The sequence below is a fragment of the Rufibacter sp. XAAS-G3-1 genome (assembly GCF_013623775.1).
Lineage (GTDB): Bacteria > Bacteroidota > Bacteroidia > Cytophagales > Hymenobacteraceae > Nibribacter.
Map to the genome: position 1 here is coordinate 253,083 of NZ_JABFAM010000004.1, position 17,485 is coordinate 270,567.

Here is a 17,485-nt window from a genome sequence, read left to right on the forward strand (position 1 = left end):
CTACTCTGAAATTATATTTCTGATAACGATATAGGAGGTGAGCACATTTGAAACAGCACCTATTACGGTTAAAACATCCCTAAGAGACTCATTGAACACCCTTTTAACGGGCTCCACATAAATGACGTCATTGGGCTGAACCCTAAGGCTGGCTTTCTGCAAACCGGCAATGGTAGAGAGATCAATCACATGCACAATAGGTTTGTCTGTGGCAATGTCTCTTATCAATCTAATATTCTGGGCTTTCCCGTCTTCTGGGATACCTCCGGCTAACGCCAGAACTTCCACCACATTAATGTTTTCGTTTGTAAGCGGAATCACACTTCCTCCCGTAGCCCCCAGCACCACCACTCTCCTACTAACTACTTGAGAATAAACATAGGTGTCTCTATAATAAGTTTCAAATTGGCTTTGGAAGACGCTGTCTGCTTGTGCTACTGTCAATCCCTGCACTTGCACAAACCCAATCATAGGCACTTTCACCTCGCCATTGGGCAGCACAGTATACTCCTGCCCGTATTGCTGCTGCTGTTGTCCGCCTTGCTGATAGGTATTATTGGTCTGCCCTGCTCTGTTCCCCCGGTTCGCGCCGCCGCCAGTTATATTACCGCCAGACCCTAATTCCTGCCGCAAGAAGCTGTTAGGATCAATTAATATCTCTCCTTTATTGGTATAAATTCTAATGTTCAGAACATCATTAGGTTGAATTCTGTAGTTACGCCCAGCCTCTGCCATAGAAGCCCGAAGCAAATCAGCGTTTACATCACCATCTGTCCTGAACATCACGTTCTGCCGGTAAACATTACAGGAACTCAATTGCGAGACCCCAATCAAAAGAAACAGATAGAAAAAAGATTTGCGTAAGGCAGAAGACATACTTAACAGAAGAGCCTTGATTAGAAATAAACACCTGAACATTACCTGGGCTATGTACAGATAAAGCTAACTACAAAGTAAGGCAAAAGTAATGGCTACGCCAAAAACCAGAAGGCAAGGAATTGAGTTACCCATGCAAACACCTCACTCGTTCCCCTAAACGCAGGCATTGAAATATACTTGTAGTAAGCACGGTCTTTGAGAGCCTCTGCTTGTACCGCCGTTTTTAGGCTACTTTTATGAAAACACGCCAAAAACAAAAGGTTTGTCTGTGCACTGGCACAAGCACCCGCTTGCACCGCCGTTTTTAGGCTATTTTCATGAAAACAGGCCGAAAACCCAAACCGCTCCTAATGGAAGCAGGACTAATTCAGAAGCTACACAGATAGAAGAAACTTCCCAACCAAAACCCCTAACATACGTTAGGTAGGAAGTTATTTTTCTGCTAATTTTATGGAAAATTGACTTAAGAAAACAGACTCCTATATGCAACTTACCTACAATGAGAATCAGCAAATGATTGCGGACATGATCCGTGACTTTGGTGCCAAGTCCATAAAACCTGCCATGATGAAATGGGACGAGTCTCAGGAATTCCCCGTTCACGTGTTTAAGCAATTAGGTGAACTGGGGCTTATGGGCGTGCTGGTGCCGCAAGAATACGGTGGGTCTGGCTTTGGATACCTGGAATATGTGACGGCCATTGCCGAGTTGTCTAAGATAGATGGCTCTATTGGTTTGTCTATGGCGGCCCATAACTCTTTGTGCACCGGCCATATCCTACAGTTCGGCAGTGAAGAACAAAAAAGAAAGTGGCTGCCTAAGTTAGCGACCGCTGAGTGGATTGGGGCCTGGGGTCTCACCGAACCTAATACCGGGTCAGACGCGGGTAACATGCGTACGGTAGCAGTAAGAGACGGAGACCATTGGGTTCTAAACGGCGCCAAAAACTTTATCACCCACGGAAAATCCAGCAACATTGCCGTGGTGATTGCCAGAACCGGCGAAGTAGGCGATTCGCACGGCATGACGGCGTTTGTTATTGAGAAACCCACTCAAGGTTTTTCGGCGGGCCGAAAGGAAGACAAACTGGGGATGCGCGCCTCTGAGACTACGGAATTAATCTTTGAAGATTGCCGGGTACCCCATGAGAACATCTTAGGCAACGTAGGCGAAGGGTTTATCCAGTCCATGAAAGTGCTGGACGGAGGACGTATTTCCATTGCCGCGTTGAGCTTAGGAATAGCGCAGGGTGCGTACGAAGCCGCTTTGGCCTATGCAAAGGAACGCCAGCAGTTCAACAAACCTATTGCTCAGTTCCAGGGCATTGCCTTTAAACTAGCTGACATGGCCACCGAGATTGAGGCCGCGGCCTTGCTTACCTACCGGGCCGCCGCTATGAAAAACCGGGGCGAAAACGTAACCAAAGAGTCGGCGATGGCTAAACTATACGCTTCTGAGGTGTGCGTGCGGGCAGCAAACGAAGGGGTTCAGATTTTTGGCGGGTACGGCTATACCAAAGATTATCCGGCTGAGAAATACTACCGTGACTCAAAACTTTGCACCATTGGCGAAGGAACTTCAGAAATCCAGAAACTTGTTATCTCCAGAGCAGTATTAAAATAATTAGGGAAAGGTATTGACTTGGAGTATAATTGTAAATACCTTTGCAATCCTTAAAACAACTGACTTTAAAATCAATCTATTATATGATCATCATCAACGTAAAGGATAACGAGTCTGTAGACAAAGCCTTAAAAAGATTCAAAAAGAAATTCGAGAGAACTGGTGTCTTGAAACAATTACGCGCTAGAACTTTCTTCCAGAAGCCTTCTGTGTCTAAAAGAAAGCAGAAAGAGAGAGCCATCTACAAGCAACAATTGTTCGCCAACGACAACTACTAGTCTTTATCCCTAGAATTTACGTGGTAATTCCATAAATTAGTGCGTACCGCTTACCAGCGGCTACTTACTAGTTTATGGAATTATTTTTTAAGTACCTCCAGTACGAGAAGCGCTTCAGCCCGCACACCATTACCTCGTACCAGACAGATCTTCAGCAGTTCAAAGAGTACCTACAGGAGGTGTATGAACTGGAAGACATTCAGGCGGCAGACCATGCCATCATCAGGTCTTGGGTGGTTACTCTAGTCCAGAAGGATCTGGACAGCCGTACCATTACCCGTAAAATTGCCTCTTTACGCTCCTACTTTCGTTTTCTGGTACAACGCGGCGTGCTGGAAAGCAACCCCACCGTTCGCATCAAAGCACCTAAATTAGCCAAGAAGCTGCCGGCCTTCCTTCCGGAGGAGGCTTTCACCCAAATCTTGGATCAAAGCGAGTTTTCTGCTGATTTCAAAGGCCAACGGGAAAAATTGATCCTTGAACTGCTGTATGGCACAGGCATGCGCTTAGCAGAATTAACCAACCTGAAACTAGGGGATATCAATCTCTCTGCCAGCACCTTGAAAGTGTTAGGCAAGGGCAACAAAGAGCGTATCCTGCCTTTGAACCCTTCCTTGGTACAGGCACTGACCCTCTACTTACAGGCAAGACGGGCTACTTTTCCTAATAACAATTCTCCTTTTCTCTTCGTTACGGATAAAGAGGCTCCCCTCTACCCCAAGTATGTATACCGGGTGGTCACCAAGTACATGAGTTCTGTGTCTACTGCCATCAAGAACAGTCCGCACGTACTCCGTCACTCGTTTGCCACCCATCTATTGAACAGAGGGGCAGATCTGGGCGCCATCAAAGAGTTGCTGGGCCACTCCAGTTTGGCGGCCACGCAGGTCTATACCCATAATTCCATTGAAAAACTTAAAGCCGTCTTTGAGAAAGCTCATCCCAAAGCGTAATTCGTAACACCTAAAGAAGTAAACTATGAAACTGCAAATCAGATCTGTACACTTCACCGCAGACCAAAGTCTGTTAGATTTCCTTCAGAGAAAGCTTGACAAGCTGGACACCTATTTTGATAGAATAGTAAGCGGCGAAGTGGTTCTGCGTGTGCTAAAACCAGAGTCTCATGATAATAAGTTAGTGGAGGTGAAATTGTTTGTGCCCGGTGCTACCCTGTTCTGCTCAGAAGAGGCCGGCACCTTTGAGACTGCCACCGACAAAGCCGTGGAAGACATGAAAAAGCAGCTGATCAGGTACAAAGACAAGCTGACTACTCACTAAAATACAGATGTTCATATATACAAAAAGAGCCCCGTTTTGGGGCTCTTTTCGTTAAAACAGGCTATAAACGAGTCTCTTACACCAAATTACCCACAAAAGTCTTATGGCCGTATTCCCCGTGCCGTTGTTGGTGTGCTCACCATAGCTGTCAGGCTAAGGGGATATTACCAAGAGTCTACCTATACAAAAGCTTTACCGCCCGCCCTTGTTGCGTGTTTTCACCAACAAGCAAGATGGCTTTGGGTATGGTAGAAGCCTTTTAGGCATTGCAAAAATGGGGGTTTCCCCTCTTAGCCTGACAGCTATGGTGTTCTCACTCACAACTTCTACTCAGTTCAGTTTGATGGTAGTTTTGAGAAAGGAACCGATAAAGAATTGTTGGTGATAACACCAACAATGGCACCAAAAATACAAATACCGCTATATAGAAAAAGAGCCCCGTTTTAGGGCTCTTTTCGTTAAAACAGGCGATAATCACACCTCTTACAAATTGAAAGCAGCTTTGATTCTGTCTACGTAGTCTAATTTCTCCCAGGTAAAGGTCTCAAACTCCCTTGTTTCAGTTGTACCGTTCACCTGGTACACTACTTTTTTCACGCCAGACGCACGGCCCATGTGTCCGTAAGCGGCAGTCTCAGAGAAAATAGGGTTCTGCAGGCCAAAACGCTTCACAATATCATACGGGCGCATCTCAAACAACTCATTCACTTTGTTCGCGATCTCACCGTCGGTCATGGTTTCGCCGTTGGCTCCTTTCACTTTGGTGGTGCCGTAGGTGGTTACATATAATCCAACGGGCTCGGCTACGCCGATGGCGTACGCTACCTGCACCAAGGCCTGGTCTGCCACCCCGGCAGCCACTAAGTTTTTGGCAATATGGCGGGCGGCGTAAGCGGCCGAACGGTCTACTTTAGAAGAATCTTTCCCGGAGAAAGCGCCGCCGCCGTGAGCGCCTTTGCCCCCGTAGGTATCCACAATAATCTTACGGCCCGTCAAACCCGTATCGCCGTGCGGGCCTCCAATCACGAATTTACCCGTTGGGTTGATGTGGTAGGTGATATCATCGGAAAATAGATCAACCGTACGCTGGGGCAATTGGGCTTTCACCCTAGGAAGCAGAATGTTCAAAACGTCTTCCTTGATTTTGGAAACCATTTTCTCTTCGGCCTGCTTAGAGGCAGCCCGGTCATTGGCGTCTGAACTTTCAAACTCATCGTGCTGGGTGGAGATCACCACCGTGTCAATCTTCTCGGGTACGTGGGTATCTGAGTAACGGATGGTCACCTGCGATTTGGCATCAGGACGCAGGTAGGTCATTTCTTTGCCTTCTTTCCGCACAGCGGCCAATTCTTTCAGCAGCAGGTGGGAAATCTCCAGCGCCAACGGCATGTAGCTGTCCGTCTCGTTGGTGGCATAGCCGAACATCATGCCCTGGTCACCGGCTCCCTGGTCTTCGGGGTTCTCGCGCTCAACGCCCTGGTTGATGTCTCCAGATTGCTCATGGATGGTAGAGATCACCCCACACGCCTCGGCATCAAACTTGTACTCTGACTTGGTATACCCAATGCGGCGGATCACCTCACGGGCTACTTTCTGCACGTCAACGTAGGCCGATGATTTCACCTCGCCGCTCAGCACCACCAAACCAGTGGTCACCAGGGTCTCACAGGCTACTTTTGACTGAGGATCCTGTTTCAGGAATTCATCCAACAGGGCATCAGAAATTTGATCGGCCACTTTATCCGGATGTCCTTCCGATACCGACTCAGATGTAAAAAGATAAGGCATTATCTAGATTATTATTTCAACAACAAGGCGGCACAGCACTTGGCCCGCAAGTGACAAATTTAGTTTAATTGGCGGAGATGCAAAAACATACCTTGCAAATGGGCAATTCTGCCATCTTTTCTTTTAGAAGAAATCTGGCTTATCTGGCCTCTCCCCGCTTTTAGGCACTTTTTAAGAAAACAGCCTAAAAACCAGATTGCCCCTGAGTCTCAACAGCTTTGAAGGCCATACAATCCCGGGCAGAAACCTTTTAAACCTCTTCCCGTTTCAGAAACATCTTATAATTCATATTTTACCTATTCCTTCCAGCTATGAAAAAACACCTTTATACTCTTTTAATTAGCTTTTTCGCTATTACTCAGACGTTTGCCCAATCTACTTCTCCTTATAAAACTTCATTTAAGGTAGACGCTCCTATTACGGTGGCTGGAATGGGTTTAAGCGGATTGGGTTTGTACCTGATGCAGCAGAAGGAGCCTTTCACCCGGGCAGAAGCATTGGCGCTGCGGAAAAGCGACGTGAATAGCTTTGACCGTTTCTCGGCGGGTAACCACAGTGAAAGCGCGAAAAAAGTAAGCGACTTTATGCTGTATGGCTCATTAGCGGCGCCGGCGTTACTTTTGTTTGACTCTGATATCAATGATAACACTGGGCAGTTGCTGGCGCTTTACGTAGAGACCATGGCCATCACCGGTACGCTCTTCACCATGAGCTCAGCCGCGTTTCCCAGAGCCCGGCCTTTGACTTACAGCCCAGCGGTAGAAATTGGGGAGAAAACCCGGGCTAACTCCCAGAATTCCTTCTTCGCAGGGCATACGGCGGCGGTCTCCACTATCTCTTTCTTTACCGCCAAAGTATTCCATGACTACAACCCAGACTCACCAGCTAGGCCTTTTGTGTGGGCCGGGGCTGCCGTGGTTCCCGCTGTGGTGGGCTACTTGCGCCTGGAGGCCGGAAAACATTTCCTCAGCGACAACCTGGTGGGCTATGGTGTAGGTGCTGCAGTGGGTATTCTGGTGCCGCAATTGCACAAGAAAGACATAGGGCTTTCTGTAGCCCCTACCGTGATTCCGGTGCTTGGCCAAAACCTGGACGGAGTAAGCCTTCAGTATAAATTCTAATGAGCCGCTTGTCTACGTCCTTTCAGTACCTATTGGCGTGTGTGACCCTGCTCCAGCTTGCCTTTGCTCCGGTACAGGCGCAAAGCACGGTGAACCGCCTGTACCACACAGATTTGCTGCGCGATGGGCTGATTACCGCCGGAGGGGTTACCATGTCGGTAGCAGGTTCTTTGCTGCTCACCAACAAAGAGCAACTGACGGAAGCAGACCTGCTGACCCTAGACAAAAACCAGGTAAATAGGTTTGACCGATGGGCCGCCGGCAACTACAGCAAGAAAGCCAAAGATGCCAGCGATGTCTTTTTCTACACGTCGTACGCCCTGCCCTTGCTTTTTCTGGCTGATAAAACCGCTACTCCGCACCTTAAGGACATTTACTTCCTTTATGCTGAAACCGTGTCTTTGGCCGGGGGGCTTTATGCTTTAACCGCTGGCTTAACCAACCGGAAAAGGCCCAATGTCTACGCCACCCACGCTCCGCTGGAGGAAAGGCTGCATAAGTATGCCGAGAACTCTTTTTTTGCGGGACATACCGCCGCAACGGCCAGTGTTGCCTTTTTCACGGCCAAAGTCTTCCATGACCTGCACCCAGATTCGCCCTGGCGCCCGGTGGTATGGGGAGCCGCCGCCGCAGTGCCGGCCACGGTAGGGTATTTAAGGCTTAGGGCGGGCAAGCATTTCCTGAGCGATAATATTGTAGGTTATACCGTGGGGGCCACCATCGGGATTCTGGTGCCAGAACTGCATAAGAAGAACAACCAGATGGGCTGGAGACTTATTCCCGCCGCCGAGCAGTTGCCGGGAGAATTTCTGCAAGGCGTGGCGCTAACAAAGCGTTTTTAGCTTACTTTTCTAAAACTGCCTCTAAAACAGGAAAGCCAGCCCCGTGGGGCTGGCTTTCCTGTTTTAGAGGCAGTTATTCTATTTTGGGCCTGTTTTGTTCAAATTAGCCTCAAAAAGCTTGAGAATACGCTTGTACTCATCTGTCCAGCTGCTGGGCTCTACAAACCCGTGGTCTTCTATGGGGTAAACGGCCAGCTCCCAGTTTTCCTTTTTCAGCTCAATCAAGCGCTGTGATAACCGCACAATATCCTGGAAATGCACGTTGGTGTCTACCATTCCGTGGCACATGAGGAGGGCTCCTTTCAAGCCTTCGGCAAAGTAGATGGGTGAGCTGCGCACGTAGGCCAGACTGTCGCTTTGGGGCTCATTTAAGATGTTGGAGGTGTAGCCGTGGTTATAGTGTGCCCAATCAGTCACAGAGCGCAGGGCGGCCCCGGCGGCAAAAACATCTGGTTGGGTAAACATGGCCATGAGGGTAATGAACCCGCCGTAAGAACCGCCGTAGATGCCAATTCTTTGGGGGTCTACGTTGTATTTCTCCACCAGCAGCCTCGCCCCGTCTACGTGGTCACTCAGGTCTTTTCCGCCCATGTGACGGTAGATGCCCGTGCGCCAGTCACGTCCGTAACCCGCACTGCCGCGGTAATCAATGTCCAAAACGGTATAGCCTTTGTCTGCCAGAAGATTATGGAACATGTACTCCCTGAAGTAGGTACTCCACCATTTATGGGCGTTCTGCAGATACCCCGCGCCGTGCACAAATATGACGGCAGGCCCTGTTCCCGAGGCATTCTCTGGCCGGTACAGTCTGGCATGCACCTCGGCTCCGTCTGCTGCTTTGTAGGTGATCACTTCCGGCTCGCGCCAAGGATAGGCATTAAACTCAGCGGTAGTAGATTTGGTGATTTGCACCGGTTTGGCACCGGGCCGGTTCTCCATGAGGTATAGCTCCCAGGGCTTGTTGGAATAGGAGTAGCGGATGGCCAGGTTCTTTTCATCTGGCGATATGGTTACTTCATGCGCCCCGGTCATTCTGGTGATCTGCTCCATTTTTCCGCCCTTCAGCGGCAGTCGGTAGAAATGCTGCTCGCCCGGGTGTACCTGGTTGGTGGTGAGAAACCAGTACTTTTTATCGTTGGACATTTGGATGCTCTGCACCTCAAACTTACCGCTGGTCAGGGCAGCTTTGTTTCCGGTTGTAGCATTTACCGTATATAGGTGCGCATAGCCGCTTTCCTCAGAGAGAAACCACACCTTCTCGTTGTCTGGCAGCCAGCCAATCTCACCGGCACCATAGCCGTTGATCCAGGCATCGTCATGCTGCCGATCCAGGAGTTTGATTGCCCGGGTAGCGGGATCGAAACCCATGATCCAACGGTCTTTGTTATCCTGAGATCTGGCTACCAGCACGGCTTTCTTGCCGTTGGGCGAGTAATACGGCCCAAACATCATGATCTTCCTTTGGCCAGCGGCCGAACGTGCAGAGTCCGCTTTGCCCGTCTTTTGATTTGTCTGTAGGTAAGCAGGCCGGTCTTGAATGCCAGGCAACGTTTTGAAAGAAACCAGGTAGGTAGTATCCCGCGTGAGGTCATACAGCCCCAGTTCATAGGTCGCCTGCTCATCGCCCACTTTGGTTCTGGTGGCAATTTCTTCGGTGTAGCCCGATGCCGTGACATAGTTAGGCACTTGTGCAATCTTGCTGTTGGCGGGTCTTGCCACTAAGCGGTAGGTGATAAACCGCTCATCTGGGCTCAGGATGATGTTATCTACCAATTTGTCTTCGAGGTAGATCTCTTTGGGTCTGCTGCTGGCCGTTTCTCTCTGGGCCAAGCGCTGCTGTTTCCGGGCTTCCTCTCTCTTTTGGATGATCTGCAACAACTCTACCTGCTGCTCGCGCAGAAAACGTTCCTGCTTGTCCCTTACCAAGTCTGGATCTACGGGCTTTCTGCCTTTCCTGAAATCGGTTAATTGCCGTGTTTGGCCATTGGCGATGTTCCAGGCATAGAGATTGCCGTCTTTCACGTAGGTTACTTCCTGCTCATCAAATGCAAACCCCGGTGACGACTCGCGTTCTACGGTTTTGGTGAGTTGCCTCAGCTTGCCACTCTTTACGTCTAACAGGAAGAGGTCTCCTCCCCGCTCATACACCCGGTGGGTTCTCTTCTGGTTGTACACTCCCCCGGGCGTGAATAATCTCCTGCGGGCAGCGGCCGATACTTTGGTTGCTTTTGTGCCTTTTACCTGCACCGTGTACAAAGAGTCTCGTTTCGCTTTCTCAGGATTCCACTGGAAATAGACATTTCTACTATCATCAGACCAATAGATGTTACTAGGCGAAGTACCAAGCCACTGGGCGGGATCTTGCATGATCTTATCAACCGTGAGCGTTGGTTTGGTTTGGGCGTTAATGGTACATAGGGGTAGTACCAAGGCCACCATTAGTACCCAAGTTGCTTTAATGAGATGCATTTTTAAGCTTATTTTTGAAAAACACGTCAAAAAGGAAAGAGATTAGAAATTCAAAGATGGATGTTTTTTGTGAAAATCTGTTCCATCTTGGTATTCTTTGGCAAAAGCCAACAGTTCTGCTTCCCCAAACAACTTTCCAATAAAAGTAATGGTGGTAGGCAGGTTTCTGCTGTTAAAACCGTTTGGCACCACCACACAGGGGTGGCCTGTCAGGTTTGTGATAACCAGGTTGCTGCTCGCAAACGCTGGTGATACGTACACATCTACTTGGTGCATCATTTTGTGCATTTCCTGAATCAACTGATAGCGTACCCGCTGGGCCTGAAGATACTCTACGGCAGGAATAAACCTTGCACTCCGGAAGGTATTGGGCCAGGCATTTTTATCCTGGTTCACCATTAAATCTACCTTTCCGTTGCGGGTGATTTCATCAAATGCCGTCGCACCTTCCACTGAGATGGTCATTACCAGGTCATTTACCGGCATTTTGGGCAGTTCTATAGGAATAAGTTCGTGCCCTGCTTTCCGCAATGCCGCTAGCGTAGCCTGGTCTTGCGCTTTGGTTGGGTAGTCGCGCTCAAAATCGGTTTTCAGGTACCCAATGCGCAGTTTCTTGAGGTTCCGTTTCGCGTCATAATTGAAAGGAGCGTCATAGACGGACTGGTCTTTGCCGTCTGGGCCATAAATAGCATTGAACACAATGGCACAGTCTTCTACCGTTCTGGCAATGGGGCCTATCTTATCCATTGACCAACTCAAGGCCATAGCCCCATGGCGGCTCACCCGGCCATATGTGGGCCGAAGCCCTGTGGTACCACAAGCGGTAGAGGGAGAGACAATGGAGCCTAGGGTTTCTGTCCCAATGGCAAACGGCAGCAGACCTGCGGCTACCGCCGAGGCTGAGCCCGCCGATGAGCCGCTGGAGCCTCTGGCAATATCCCAGGGGGTACGTGTTTTTCCACCATACCAGACATCGCCCATGGCCAACTCCCCTAAGGTCATTTTAGCGACTAACACTGCCCCAGCCTCTCTCAGCCTCACAACCACCGTGGCATCTTCCTCAATGGCCTGGTCTTTGAAAGGCACCGCGCCCCAGGTGGTTTTATAGCCTCTGGTACTCAACAAATCTTTTACCCCAAACGGAATGCCATGCAATAGGCCCTTGTACTTTCCGGCTTTGATTTCAGCATCTGCTTGTTTGGCTTGTTGCATGGCCAGTTCCTCTGTGAAGGAGGTGACACACTGTAGTTTAGGATTGTACTTCTTCAGGCGTTCCAGAAAAAACTGCGTCAACTCTACTGAAGAAATCTTCTTTGCCTTTAAGAGCTCTGCCAACTCCCTCACGGAATAAAACGCCAGATCTTCTCTGTTGGCCGGAAGCTCTACCTTATTTAAAGAGGATGGCTTGAATTTCTCTTTCTCCCGCTCAAATGTGAAGCCGACCGGCAGTGGGTTAAACATAAGCGCCGGGGGCACGTCGTTTCCAATTTTAGCAGTCCTTAAACGTCCGTAACTATTCCTAAGATCGGTTAACTCGGCTAAGGCGGTATCTAGTTGGGCTGGCTTAAAGTTGAGCCCTAATAGTTGCTGGGCACTCTGCACCATTGGCACGGTTATCTTTGCTACCTCCAACCTTCTCCCCACAAAGGCACCGGTAAAGAAAAGCGCCACTCCAAGGCTGGAGAGAACTAACGTTTTATGCTTGCTTTTAATCATGCTTATGTACGTTTATTATCTTCTTTGAAGGACAATTTATTGCAAATATGCTATGAACTTATAAGGACTTTTAAGTTTATAACTGAAGCTGTTTACAGTTTTGAGCAGAGTTTTCTTGTTCTATAGCTACACACATCCCCTTGGTGAAAACGCCGCTATACCTTCTGTTTAGAGGCTATTTTCCGCAAAGCAGCTTCTAAACAGAAATTTTCAACCAGAAGGCGACCCCATCAAACGCTTGTGCTAGCCATGTTTCGGAAATTCTACACAGCTTCACTGCCATCTTCCTTTATAACAAAAGAGCCGTCTTGAGAGACGGCTCTTTTGTTATAAAGGAAGATGGCTAAATTAAAGTGGGTTCTGCACGATTGCTTTATTAGTATCTATTTCCCTTTGTGGAAATAAGAATTGCCATTCTTTTGCTCCTGCAGGCACAACAAAATTATTGGTTGTGATGGCCCAGGCAAATGTAGCGGGATGATTCGCACCAGTTCTATCAAGCGGGCTGTTAGTACGCTTCAAATCTAAGAACCGGAAGCCTTCTCCCCACAACTCAATCCGGCGTTGAATGAGTATTTCATCAATCAAATCTTTACCTGCCTTCGTTGAGGCTGGAGCACCGCGGGCAATTAACAAAGTATTAAGGCTTCCAAGTGCTAAAGCGTCTTCGCCTCTGCGAGCGTCTGCCTCGGCAGCAATTAAGTACATCTCTGCTAAGCGCATATGAGGCACATCTCCAATACTTGATCCGGTATCAGCAACCCTGAATTTATTTTGTATGTAGGTTGGTTTAACACCTCCAGAAGGAACAGTTACTCCTGTTCCAGTTGGTGACCATACTTTCTTGCGTACATCAGTTTCAGCAATCTTGTCGTACAGCAATGAATTAATTCTTCTAGGGTTAGTTCTAATATAGGAAGAATTGTAGTTAGACGACATATAAGCAAAGAAGGAGTAGAAGTAAGAAGTTTGGTCTGGAATCATTTTACTTCCCCAAAGCCATTCTCTGTTACCTACGCTATTAAACCCTCCTAAATACTCTTGCTGCGTCATCAAAGAAGCACCACTCCCCGCAATCACTTCTTTCGCAAGGCTTGACGCTGAGGCCCAATTTTGCATTGTTAAGGCTACTCTGGCTTTTACGCCTTTTGCTACCCACACATTAAAATGAGACTTTTCTGCACGTGCAGGAGCATTGGCAAGTTTTGTGATAGCTAGATCCAGATCTTGGTTAACCTGGGCATAAACCTCCTCAACGGTTGCACGCGGCTGACCTTCCGTTGTATTAGTAAGTGCCAATGGTATTCCTAGCTGGCTGTTAGTTTTAGAGGCATCATACCGCTCACCAAAAGCCTGTACCAGCTGAAAATGTGCCCAAGCCCGGTACACTAACGCCTGACCTATCACCATTTCTTTTTCAGCCTCAGAACCAGTTGCATTATCTAGTCCATTGATAAGCATATTGGCATTAGCAATTATTCTATAGTAGAAATAATACCAAGCATGGTTATAAGTAGTAGTGGAAGTAGCATTGCGGTGAGAGGTCCAGTTATGCTCGCCATTAAACCATCCATTCCCTTGGGCTGTCTGCACCCAATCTTCACCCAAGGCATCCATGAAAATTTTATTGGTGCCTTCACCTCCTTGGTTCTGCCTTGAATTATGCTGGGAGTACATCATCCGGTGAATTCCATTCAGCGCGGCGTAGGCATTCTCAGTACTTGATAATACATCTGCCTCTGTCACATCGCTAGTAGGCACTGTATCCAGATAATCCTCGCTGCAGGAAGAAGTAAGCAGCCCGGCCATCAAGAAAACACTATATATTACTTTTTTCATTTTTACTTAAGTTATTACAAAGAAAGATTCAACCCTAATGAAAGAACCCGGGCAGGGGTATACACCGCCGATGTAGTACCTATAAAGTTCTGTCCAACATTCATTCCTTTCCGTTTTGAAATTATTGCCAGGTTTTCTCCTGATGCAAAAATATTGACGTTCTGCAGTTTAAGCTTTGAGGCAAAAGTTGCTGGAACATTATAGCTCAACGTCACATTTCTGAAGTTCAGGTAAGAGGCATCAATTAACCACCGATCAGAAGCGGTATTAAGATCAGTGTTACCTGGGTGTAATCTAGGCACATCCGTTATATCACCAGGGTTCTGCCAACGATTCAATATGTCTCTGTGTAAAGCTGACCCATAGGATGGGTTCATTAAACCGGCATATTCACTATCATAAATTTTGCCACCTACTTGGTACGTTAACAAAGCTGACAATGAAAACCCTTTATAGGAGAAGGTGTTGGTAATACCTCCAGAGAAGTCAGGGATTGCAGTACCAGCATAATGGAACCTTGCATTATTAGCTATCCAGGTTACAGTATCATTACCAATGATTTTGCTGTTAGTCTCATTGTAAGTATTGGCCCGGTACAGACTGTTTCCATTTTCAGGATCAACCCCATAGAATTCACGTAACCAGAAAGAGTTTATAGACTCGCCTTCTTTCAATTTTTTAGTTCCGCTTACCAATTCTGGTTGCAAAGGAGGCATCTTGGTGATCTCATTTTTATAAGAAGTCCAGTTTACATCCAGGTTCCAAGTAAATCCATTGGTTCTAATGATGTCTCCAGCCAAACGGAGTTCCACTCCTTTGTTATTCATAGAGCCAATGTTTTGAATTACCTCATCAACACCACTTGATAAAGGCTGCTTTACTGCAAACAACAAATCTTCAGACTCCCGGAAGAAGTACTCAACGGAACCATTTAATCTGTTTTTGAATAGAGCAAACTCAACCCCCACGTCAAAGGAGTTGTTTTTTTCCCAATGCAACTCTCTGTTTCCTAAAGTTGATTGCAGGAACCCTCCTTCTGAAGCATTTTCATAACCAAGTGAATATAATGCCTGCCATGCGTAATAATCATCTACATCTTCATTGCCCACTTGTCCATAAGACGATCTTAACTTGATCATCTCAACCCATTCAGGCATTGCAAAGAAGGTTTCTCTATCTAATCTCCAGGAAGCCCCAACAGACCAGAAGTTACCCCAGCGCACATCTTCAAAGAACCTTGAGGAACCATCTCTACGGAAAGAGCCTGACAAGGTGTATTTGTCACTGAAGGTATAATTTGCCCTAGCAAAGAATGATTCTATTTTATGTTCTTCTTTATATGTATAGAGATCATTGATGGTACCAAAGTTTATTAATTCTGTATTATTCGCCACCACTTCACCTTGCTTCATCCCATACAAGTAATCACGAGTTCTGCTGTAATTCTCATGCCCAACCAATAAATCAATAGAATGTGCATCTAACGTTTTATTGTAGTTAAGCAATTGGTTGACAGTGTAGCTTGTCAAGTTGTACATGGTACGGTTAGCTCTACCGGCAGGTGCACCATCGCCTACAATTGTATTCTCGTAACCTTGCTCTTCATAGTTGGTAATATCAACTGTAAGGTTGGTAGTGAACTTGAAATCTTTCAGGAAGGTGATTTCTCCATAGGTTCTTGCTCCAGCCACATTGCGTCTGTATAAAAACTTATTCCATTCCGTTTCAGCAACTACGTGTCTACCTGCACTTGCACCTGCAGGACGAGTCATACCCGCGGTCGTCCCAATGTCATATCGCTTATTTCCGTTCTCATCAAGGATATACTCTCCTGTAGTTGGATCATGCATGTGAACAGGATATATAGGCCCTATATTTCGGCTAAAATAGAAGGGATTGACATATCCCGTAGCACTTCCGGTACTTGCCTGGTTAGAGTTGGAAAGAGTACCAGTCAGGTTAAGGCCAGTTTTAAACCAATTGGTAACCTTGCTATTGATGTTTACTCTACCTGAATAGCGCTCAAAGTCAGATCTAATCAAGTAGCCTTTATCATTCAAGTAACCTAAAGACACATAGTAATCTGTTTTATCAGTGCCACCACTAAAGCTTAAGGTATAATCAGATCTTGAGCTGCTACGCGTCAGGTTTTTCTCCCAATCCAAGTCATCTTCCCATAGCAATTGGGCATCTGGATTGATGGTTCCATCTGGGCGAACAATCTGATTATTAGGCACATTAAAAGGATTATACCCTAGTAAGCCCTTGACATCAGCTGTTGCTTTCTGATTGGCTTGTTCTCTGGTGGTAGTTGCATTGATTAAGCCGTTACGGTAACCTTCCCAAATGAGAGGGTAGTACTCATATGCATTTACCCGCTCATATTCTGGAACAGCTCTTGAAGTAACCCCCTGCATGGCTCTAAGGTTGATTCTGTTTCTATCCTTCCGCCCTTTTTTGGTAGTAATCATGACAACACCATTTGTTGCCCGAGCTCCATATAGCGCAGTAGAAGCAGCATCTTTCAAAATGGTGATGTTTTCAACATCTTCCATGTTTATGTTTGACAAACCTGCTGTATAAGGCACGCCATCCACCACATAAAGAGGAGAGTTTGAAAAATTTATAGAGCTGAAACCTCTGATTTGAATGTCAGGCCCACCGCCGGGCTGTCCGCTACCTCCAGACACCAGCACACCTGGAGCCTGTCCGGCAATGGCGTTTGTGATGTTTGTAACTGGTCGCTGACCCAGTTTTTCAGCACCAATCGTAGCTGTTGAACCGGTAAATGTGGCTGGGTCTGCTGTACCGTAAGGCACCTGCACTACAATCTCAGCTAATTGTTGTGCATCAGTGGCCATCCGCACATTGATTGTTGACTGAGCACCAATGCCTACCTCTTGATTAAGATAGCCTATAAAAGAGAACACCAGGGTTCCGCCCGCATTGGGCACCGAGATCGTATAGGAGCCGTTTACATCTGTTGGAGCAGCAGTAGTGGTTCCTTTGAGTTGTACTGTCACGCCAGGCATTCCCTCTCCTGTTGCGGCGTCAGTCACCCGTCCTGTTACAGTCCGGCTTTGTGCCCACGCCTGTGTTACAAGCGCCAGCATCAAGACGAAGCTGAAAAGTAAAGTTTTCTTCATGTGTTTTTGAGTTTGTTTGTAGATATTACTGTTTGATAACCAAATATAACCTTAAAAGATATCTTAACAAACTCTTAACATTACTTTCAAGCTAATTCATTGAACAAAAAAAAGCCAGAGGACGTATAAGCGCCCCTTTTACATATTCCAAAAATTAGATATTTGAATCTAAACCGCTCACATTAGACAAAAATTTGCAAATCCATCATAAAAACAATGAATGCATTAAGGCTTTTACAACCTTAAACCGCAAGCATTATAATTTAAATACCTCAACACTATTTTTCTTCTTTAAAGATTTCTTTTGTGCTTCAGTTCTGGAACAAAGCACAACAATTAGGGCACTTCCTCCTAACCGGCATTCTGCGTTTGGCAAAGCTTACCAAAATCATACCCCTTAAACTCCTTTCTATCTCAAGCCTGAACAGCATCATGGCCACTGATCTCCGCGTGGAATAAGCAGACTGACACCAAAGCCTTGCTTAAGGCGTACTTTTGAAAAAGGA

12 protein-coding genes are annotated in these 17,485 nt (G+C 47.0%); 6 read left to right on the forward strand and 6 right to left on the reverse strand.

Features of this window, described 5'->3' with window-relative positions; all coding sequences use genetic code 11:
- Nucleotides 1-876 (reverse strand): polysaccharide biosynthesis/export family protein, encoded by an 876-nt coding sequence (locus tag HHO50_RS03650; RefSeq protein WP_181304638.1) that lies wholly within the window; start codon nucleotides 874-876, stop codon nucleotides 1-3.
- Nucleotides 877-1,362: 486 nt separating this feature from the next.
- On the opposite strand from HHO50_RS03650, the gene HHO50_RS03655 reads away from it, so the two are divergent.
- The 4 genes from HHO50_RS03655 to hpf all read left to right on the forward strand — a co-directional run bounded on the left by HHO50_RS03655 (nucleotide 1,363) and on the right by hpf (nucleotide 4,058).
- Nucleotides 1,363-2,502, forward strand: coding sequence for an acyl-CoA dehydrogenase (locus tag HHO50_RS03655; protein ID WP_181304639.1), 1,140 nt, complete (start codon nucleotides 1,363-1,365; stop codon nucleotides 2,500-2,502).
- An 83-nt stretch (nucleotides 2,503-2,585) separates the two neighbouring features.
- Entirely contained in the window at nucleotides 2,586-2,780 is a 195-nt protein-coding gene (rpsU, locus tag HHO50_RS03660) for a 30S ribosomal protein S21 (RefSeq protein WP_123127797.1), read from the forward strand.
- Nucleotides 2,781-2,854: 74 nt separating this feature from the next.
- On the forward strand, nucleotides 2,855-3,733 hold the full coding sequence (gene xerC, locus HHO50_RS03665) for a tyrosine recombinase XerC (protein WP_181304640.1): 879 nt from the start codon (nucleotides 2,855-2,857) through the stop codon (nucleotides 3,731-3,733).
- A gap of 25 nt (nucleotides 3,734-3,758) precedes the next feature.
- A complete protein-coding gene (gene hpf / locus HHO50_RS03670; RefSeq protein ID WP_181304641.1) occupies nucleotides 3,759-4,058 on the forward strand; it encodes a ribosome hibernation-promoting factor, HPF/YfiA family in 300 nt (99 codons plus the stop codon).
- A 483-nt stretch (nucleotides 4,059-4,541) separates the two neighbouring features.
- Here the strand turns inward: hpf and metK are convergent, their stop codons facing one another.
- A complete protein-coding gene (gene metK / locus HHO50_RS03675; RefSeq protein ID WP_181304642.1) occupies nucleotides 4,542-5,846 on the reverse strand; it encodes a methionine adenosyltransferase in 1,305 nt (434 codons plus the stop codon).
- Between the two features lie 311 nt (nucleotides 5,847-6,157).
- Between metK and HHO50_RS03680 the strand changes: the two genes are divergently transcribed.
- Together HHO50_RS03680 and HHO50_RS03685 are read left to right on the forward strand one after the other, a co-directional pair.
- Nucleotides 6,158-6,967 (forward strand): phosphatase PAP2 family protein, encoded by an 810-nt coding sequence (locus tag HHO50_RS03680; protein ID WP_181304643.1) that lies wholly within the window; start codon nucleotides 6,158-6,160, stop codon nucleotides 6,965-6,967.
- Entirely contained in the window at nucleotides 6,967-7,809 is an 843-nt protein-coding gene (locus HHO50_RS03685; protein ID WP_181304644.1) for a phosphatase PAP2 family protein, read from the forward strand. Before HHO50_RS03680 ends, HHO50_RS03685 begins: the two co-directional genes overlap by 1 nt.
- Before the next feature lie 78 nt (nucleotides 7,810-7,887).
- Here the strand turns inward: HHO50_RS03685 and HHO50_RS03690 are convergent, their stop codons facing one another.
- From HHO50_RS03690 to HHO50_RS03705, 4 genes are all read right to left on the reverse strand, one after another.
- The gene (locus tag HHO50_RS03690) at nucleotides 7,888-10,278 is read right to left on the reverse strand and encodes a prolyl oligopeptidase family serine peptidase (RefSeq protein ID WP_181304645.1); all 2,391 of its coding nucleotides are present in this window, start codon (nucleotides 10,276-10,278) and stop codon (nucleotides 7,888-7,890) included.
- Nucleotides 10,279-10,320: 42 nt separating this feature from the next.
- Nucleotides 10,321-11,994 carry an amidase gene (locus HHO50_RS03695; protein WP_181304646.1) on the reverse strand — a complete coding sequence of 558 codons (1,674 nt, stop codon included), beginning with the start codon at nucleotides 11,992-11,994 and terminating at the stop codon, nucleotides 10,321-10,323.
- A 348-nt stretch (nucleotides 11,995-12,342) separates the two neighbouring features.
- Nucleotides 12,343-13,833: a RagB/SusD family nutrient uptake outer membrane protein gene (locus HHO50_RS03700; RefSeq protein WP_181304647.1), complete on the reverse strand. Its 1,491-nt coding sequence runs from the start codon at nucleotides 13,831-13,833 to the stop codon at nucleotides 12,343-12,345.
- Nucleotides 13,834-13,847: 14 nt separating this feature from the next.
- The gene (locus tag HHO50_RS03705) at nucleotides 13,848-16,979 is read right to left on the reverse strand and encodes a TonB-dependent receptor (RefSeq protein ID WP_181304648.1); all 3,132 of its coding nucleotides are present in this window, start codon (nucleotides 16,977-16,979) and stop codon (nucleotides 13,848-13,850) included.
- Nucleotides 16,980-17,485: the final 506 nt, after the last annotated feature.

Coding starts and splice junctions, on each gene's coding strand:
- xerC (WP_181304640.1), top strand. CDS start 2,855: ATGGAATTATTTTTTAAGTACCTCCAGTACGAGAAGCGCTTCAGCCCG.
- hpf (WP_181304641.1), top strand. CDS start 3,759: ATGAAACTGCAAATCAGATCTGTACACTTCACCGCAGACCAAAGTCTG.
- HHO50_RS03700 (WP_181304647.1), bottom strand. CDS start 13,833: ATGAAAAAAGTAATATATAGTGTTTTCTTGATGGCCGGGCTGCTTACT.
- HHO50_RS03650 (WP_181304638.1), bottom strand. CDS start 876: ATGTCTTCTGCCTTACGCAAATCTTTTTTCTATCTGTTTCTTTTGATT.
- metK (WP_181304642.1), bottom strand. CDS start 5,846: ATGCCTTATCTTTTTACATCTGAGTCGGTATCGGAAGGACATCCGGAT.
- HHO50_RS03655 (WP_181304639.1), top strand. CDS start 1,363: ATGCAACTTACCTACAATGAGAATCAGCAAATGATTGCGGACATGATC.
- HHO50_RS03680 (WP_181304643.1), top strand. CDS start 6,158: ATGAAAAAACACCTTTATACTCTTTTAATTAGCTTTTTCGCTATTACT.
- HHO50_RS03690 (WP_181304645.1), bottom strand. CDS start 10,278: ATGCATCTCATTAAAGCAACTTGGGTACTAATGGTGGCCTTGGTACTA.
- HHO50_RS03685 (WP_181304644.1), top strand. CDS start 6,967: ATGAGCCGCTTGTCTACGTCCTTTCAGTACCTATTGGCGTGTGTGACC.
- HHO50_RS03705 (WP_181304648.1), bottom strand. CDS start 16,979: ATGAAGAAAACTTTACTTTTCAGCTTCGTCTTGATGCTGGCGCTTGTA.
- HHO50_RS03695 (WP_181304646.1), bottom strand. CDS start 11,994: ATGATTAAAAGCAAGCATAAAACGTTAGTTCTCTCCAGCCTTGGAGTG.
- rpsU (WP_123127797.1), top strand. CDS start 2,586: ATGATCATCATCAACGTAAAGGATAACGAGTCTGTAGACAAAGCCTTA.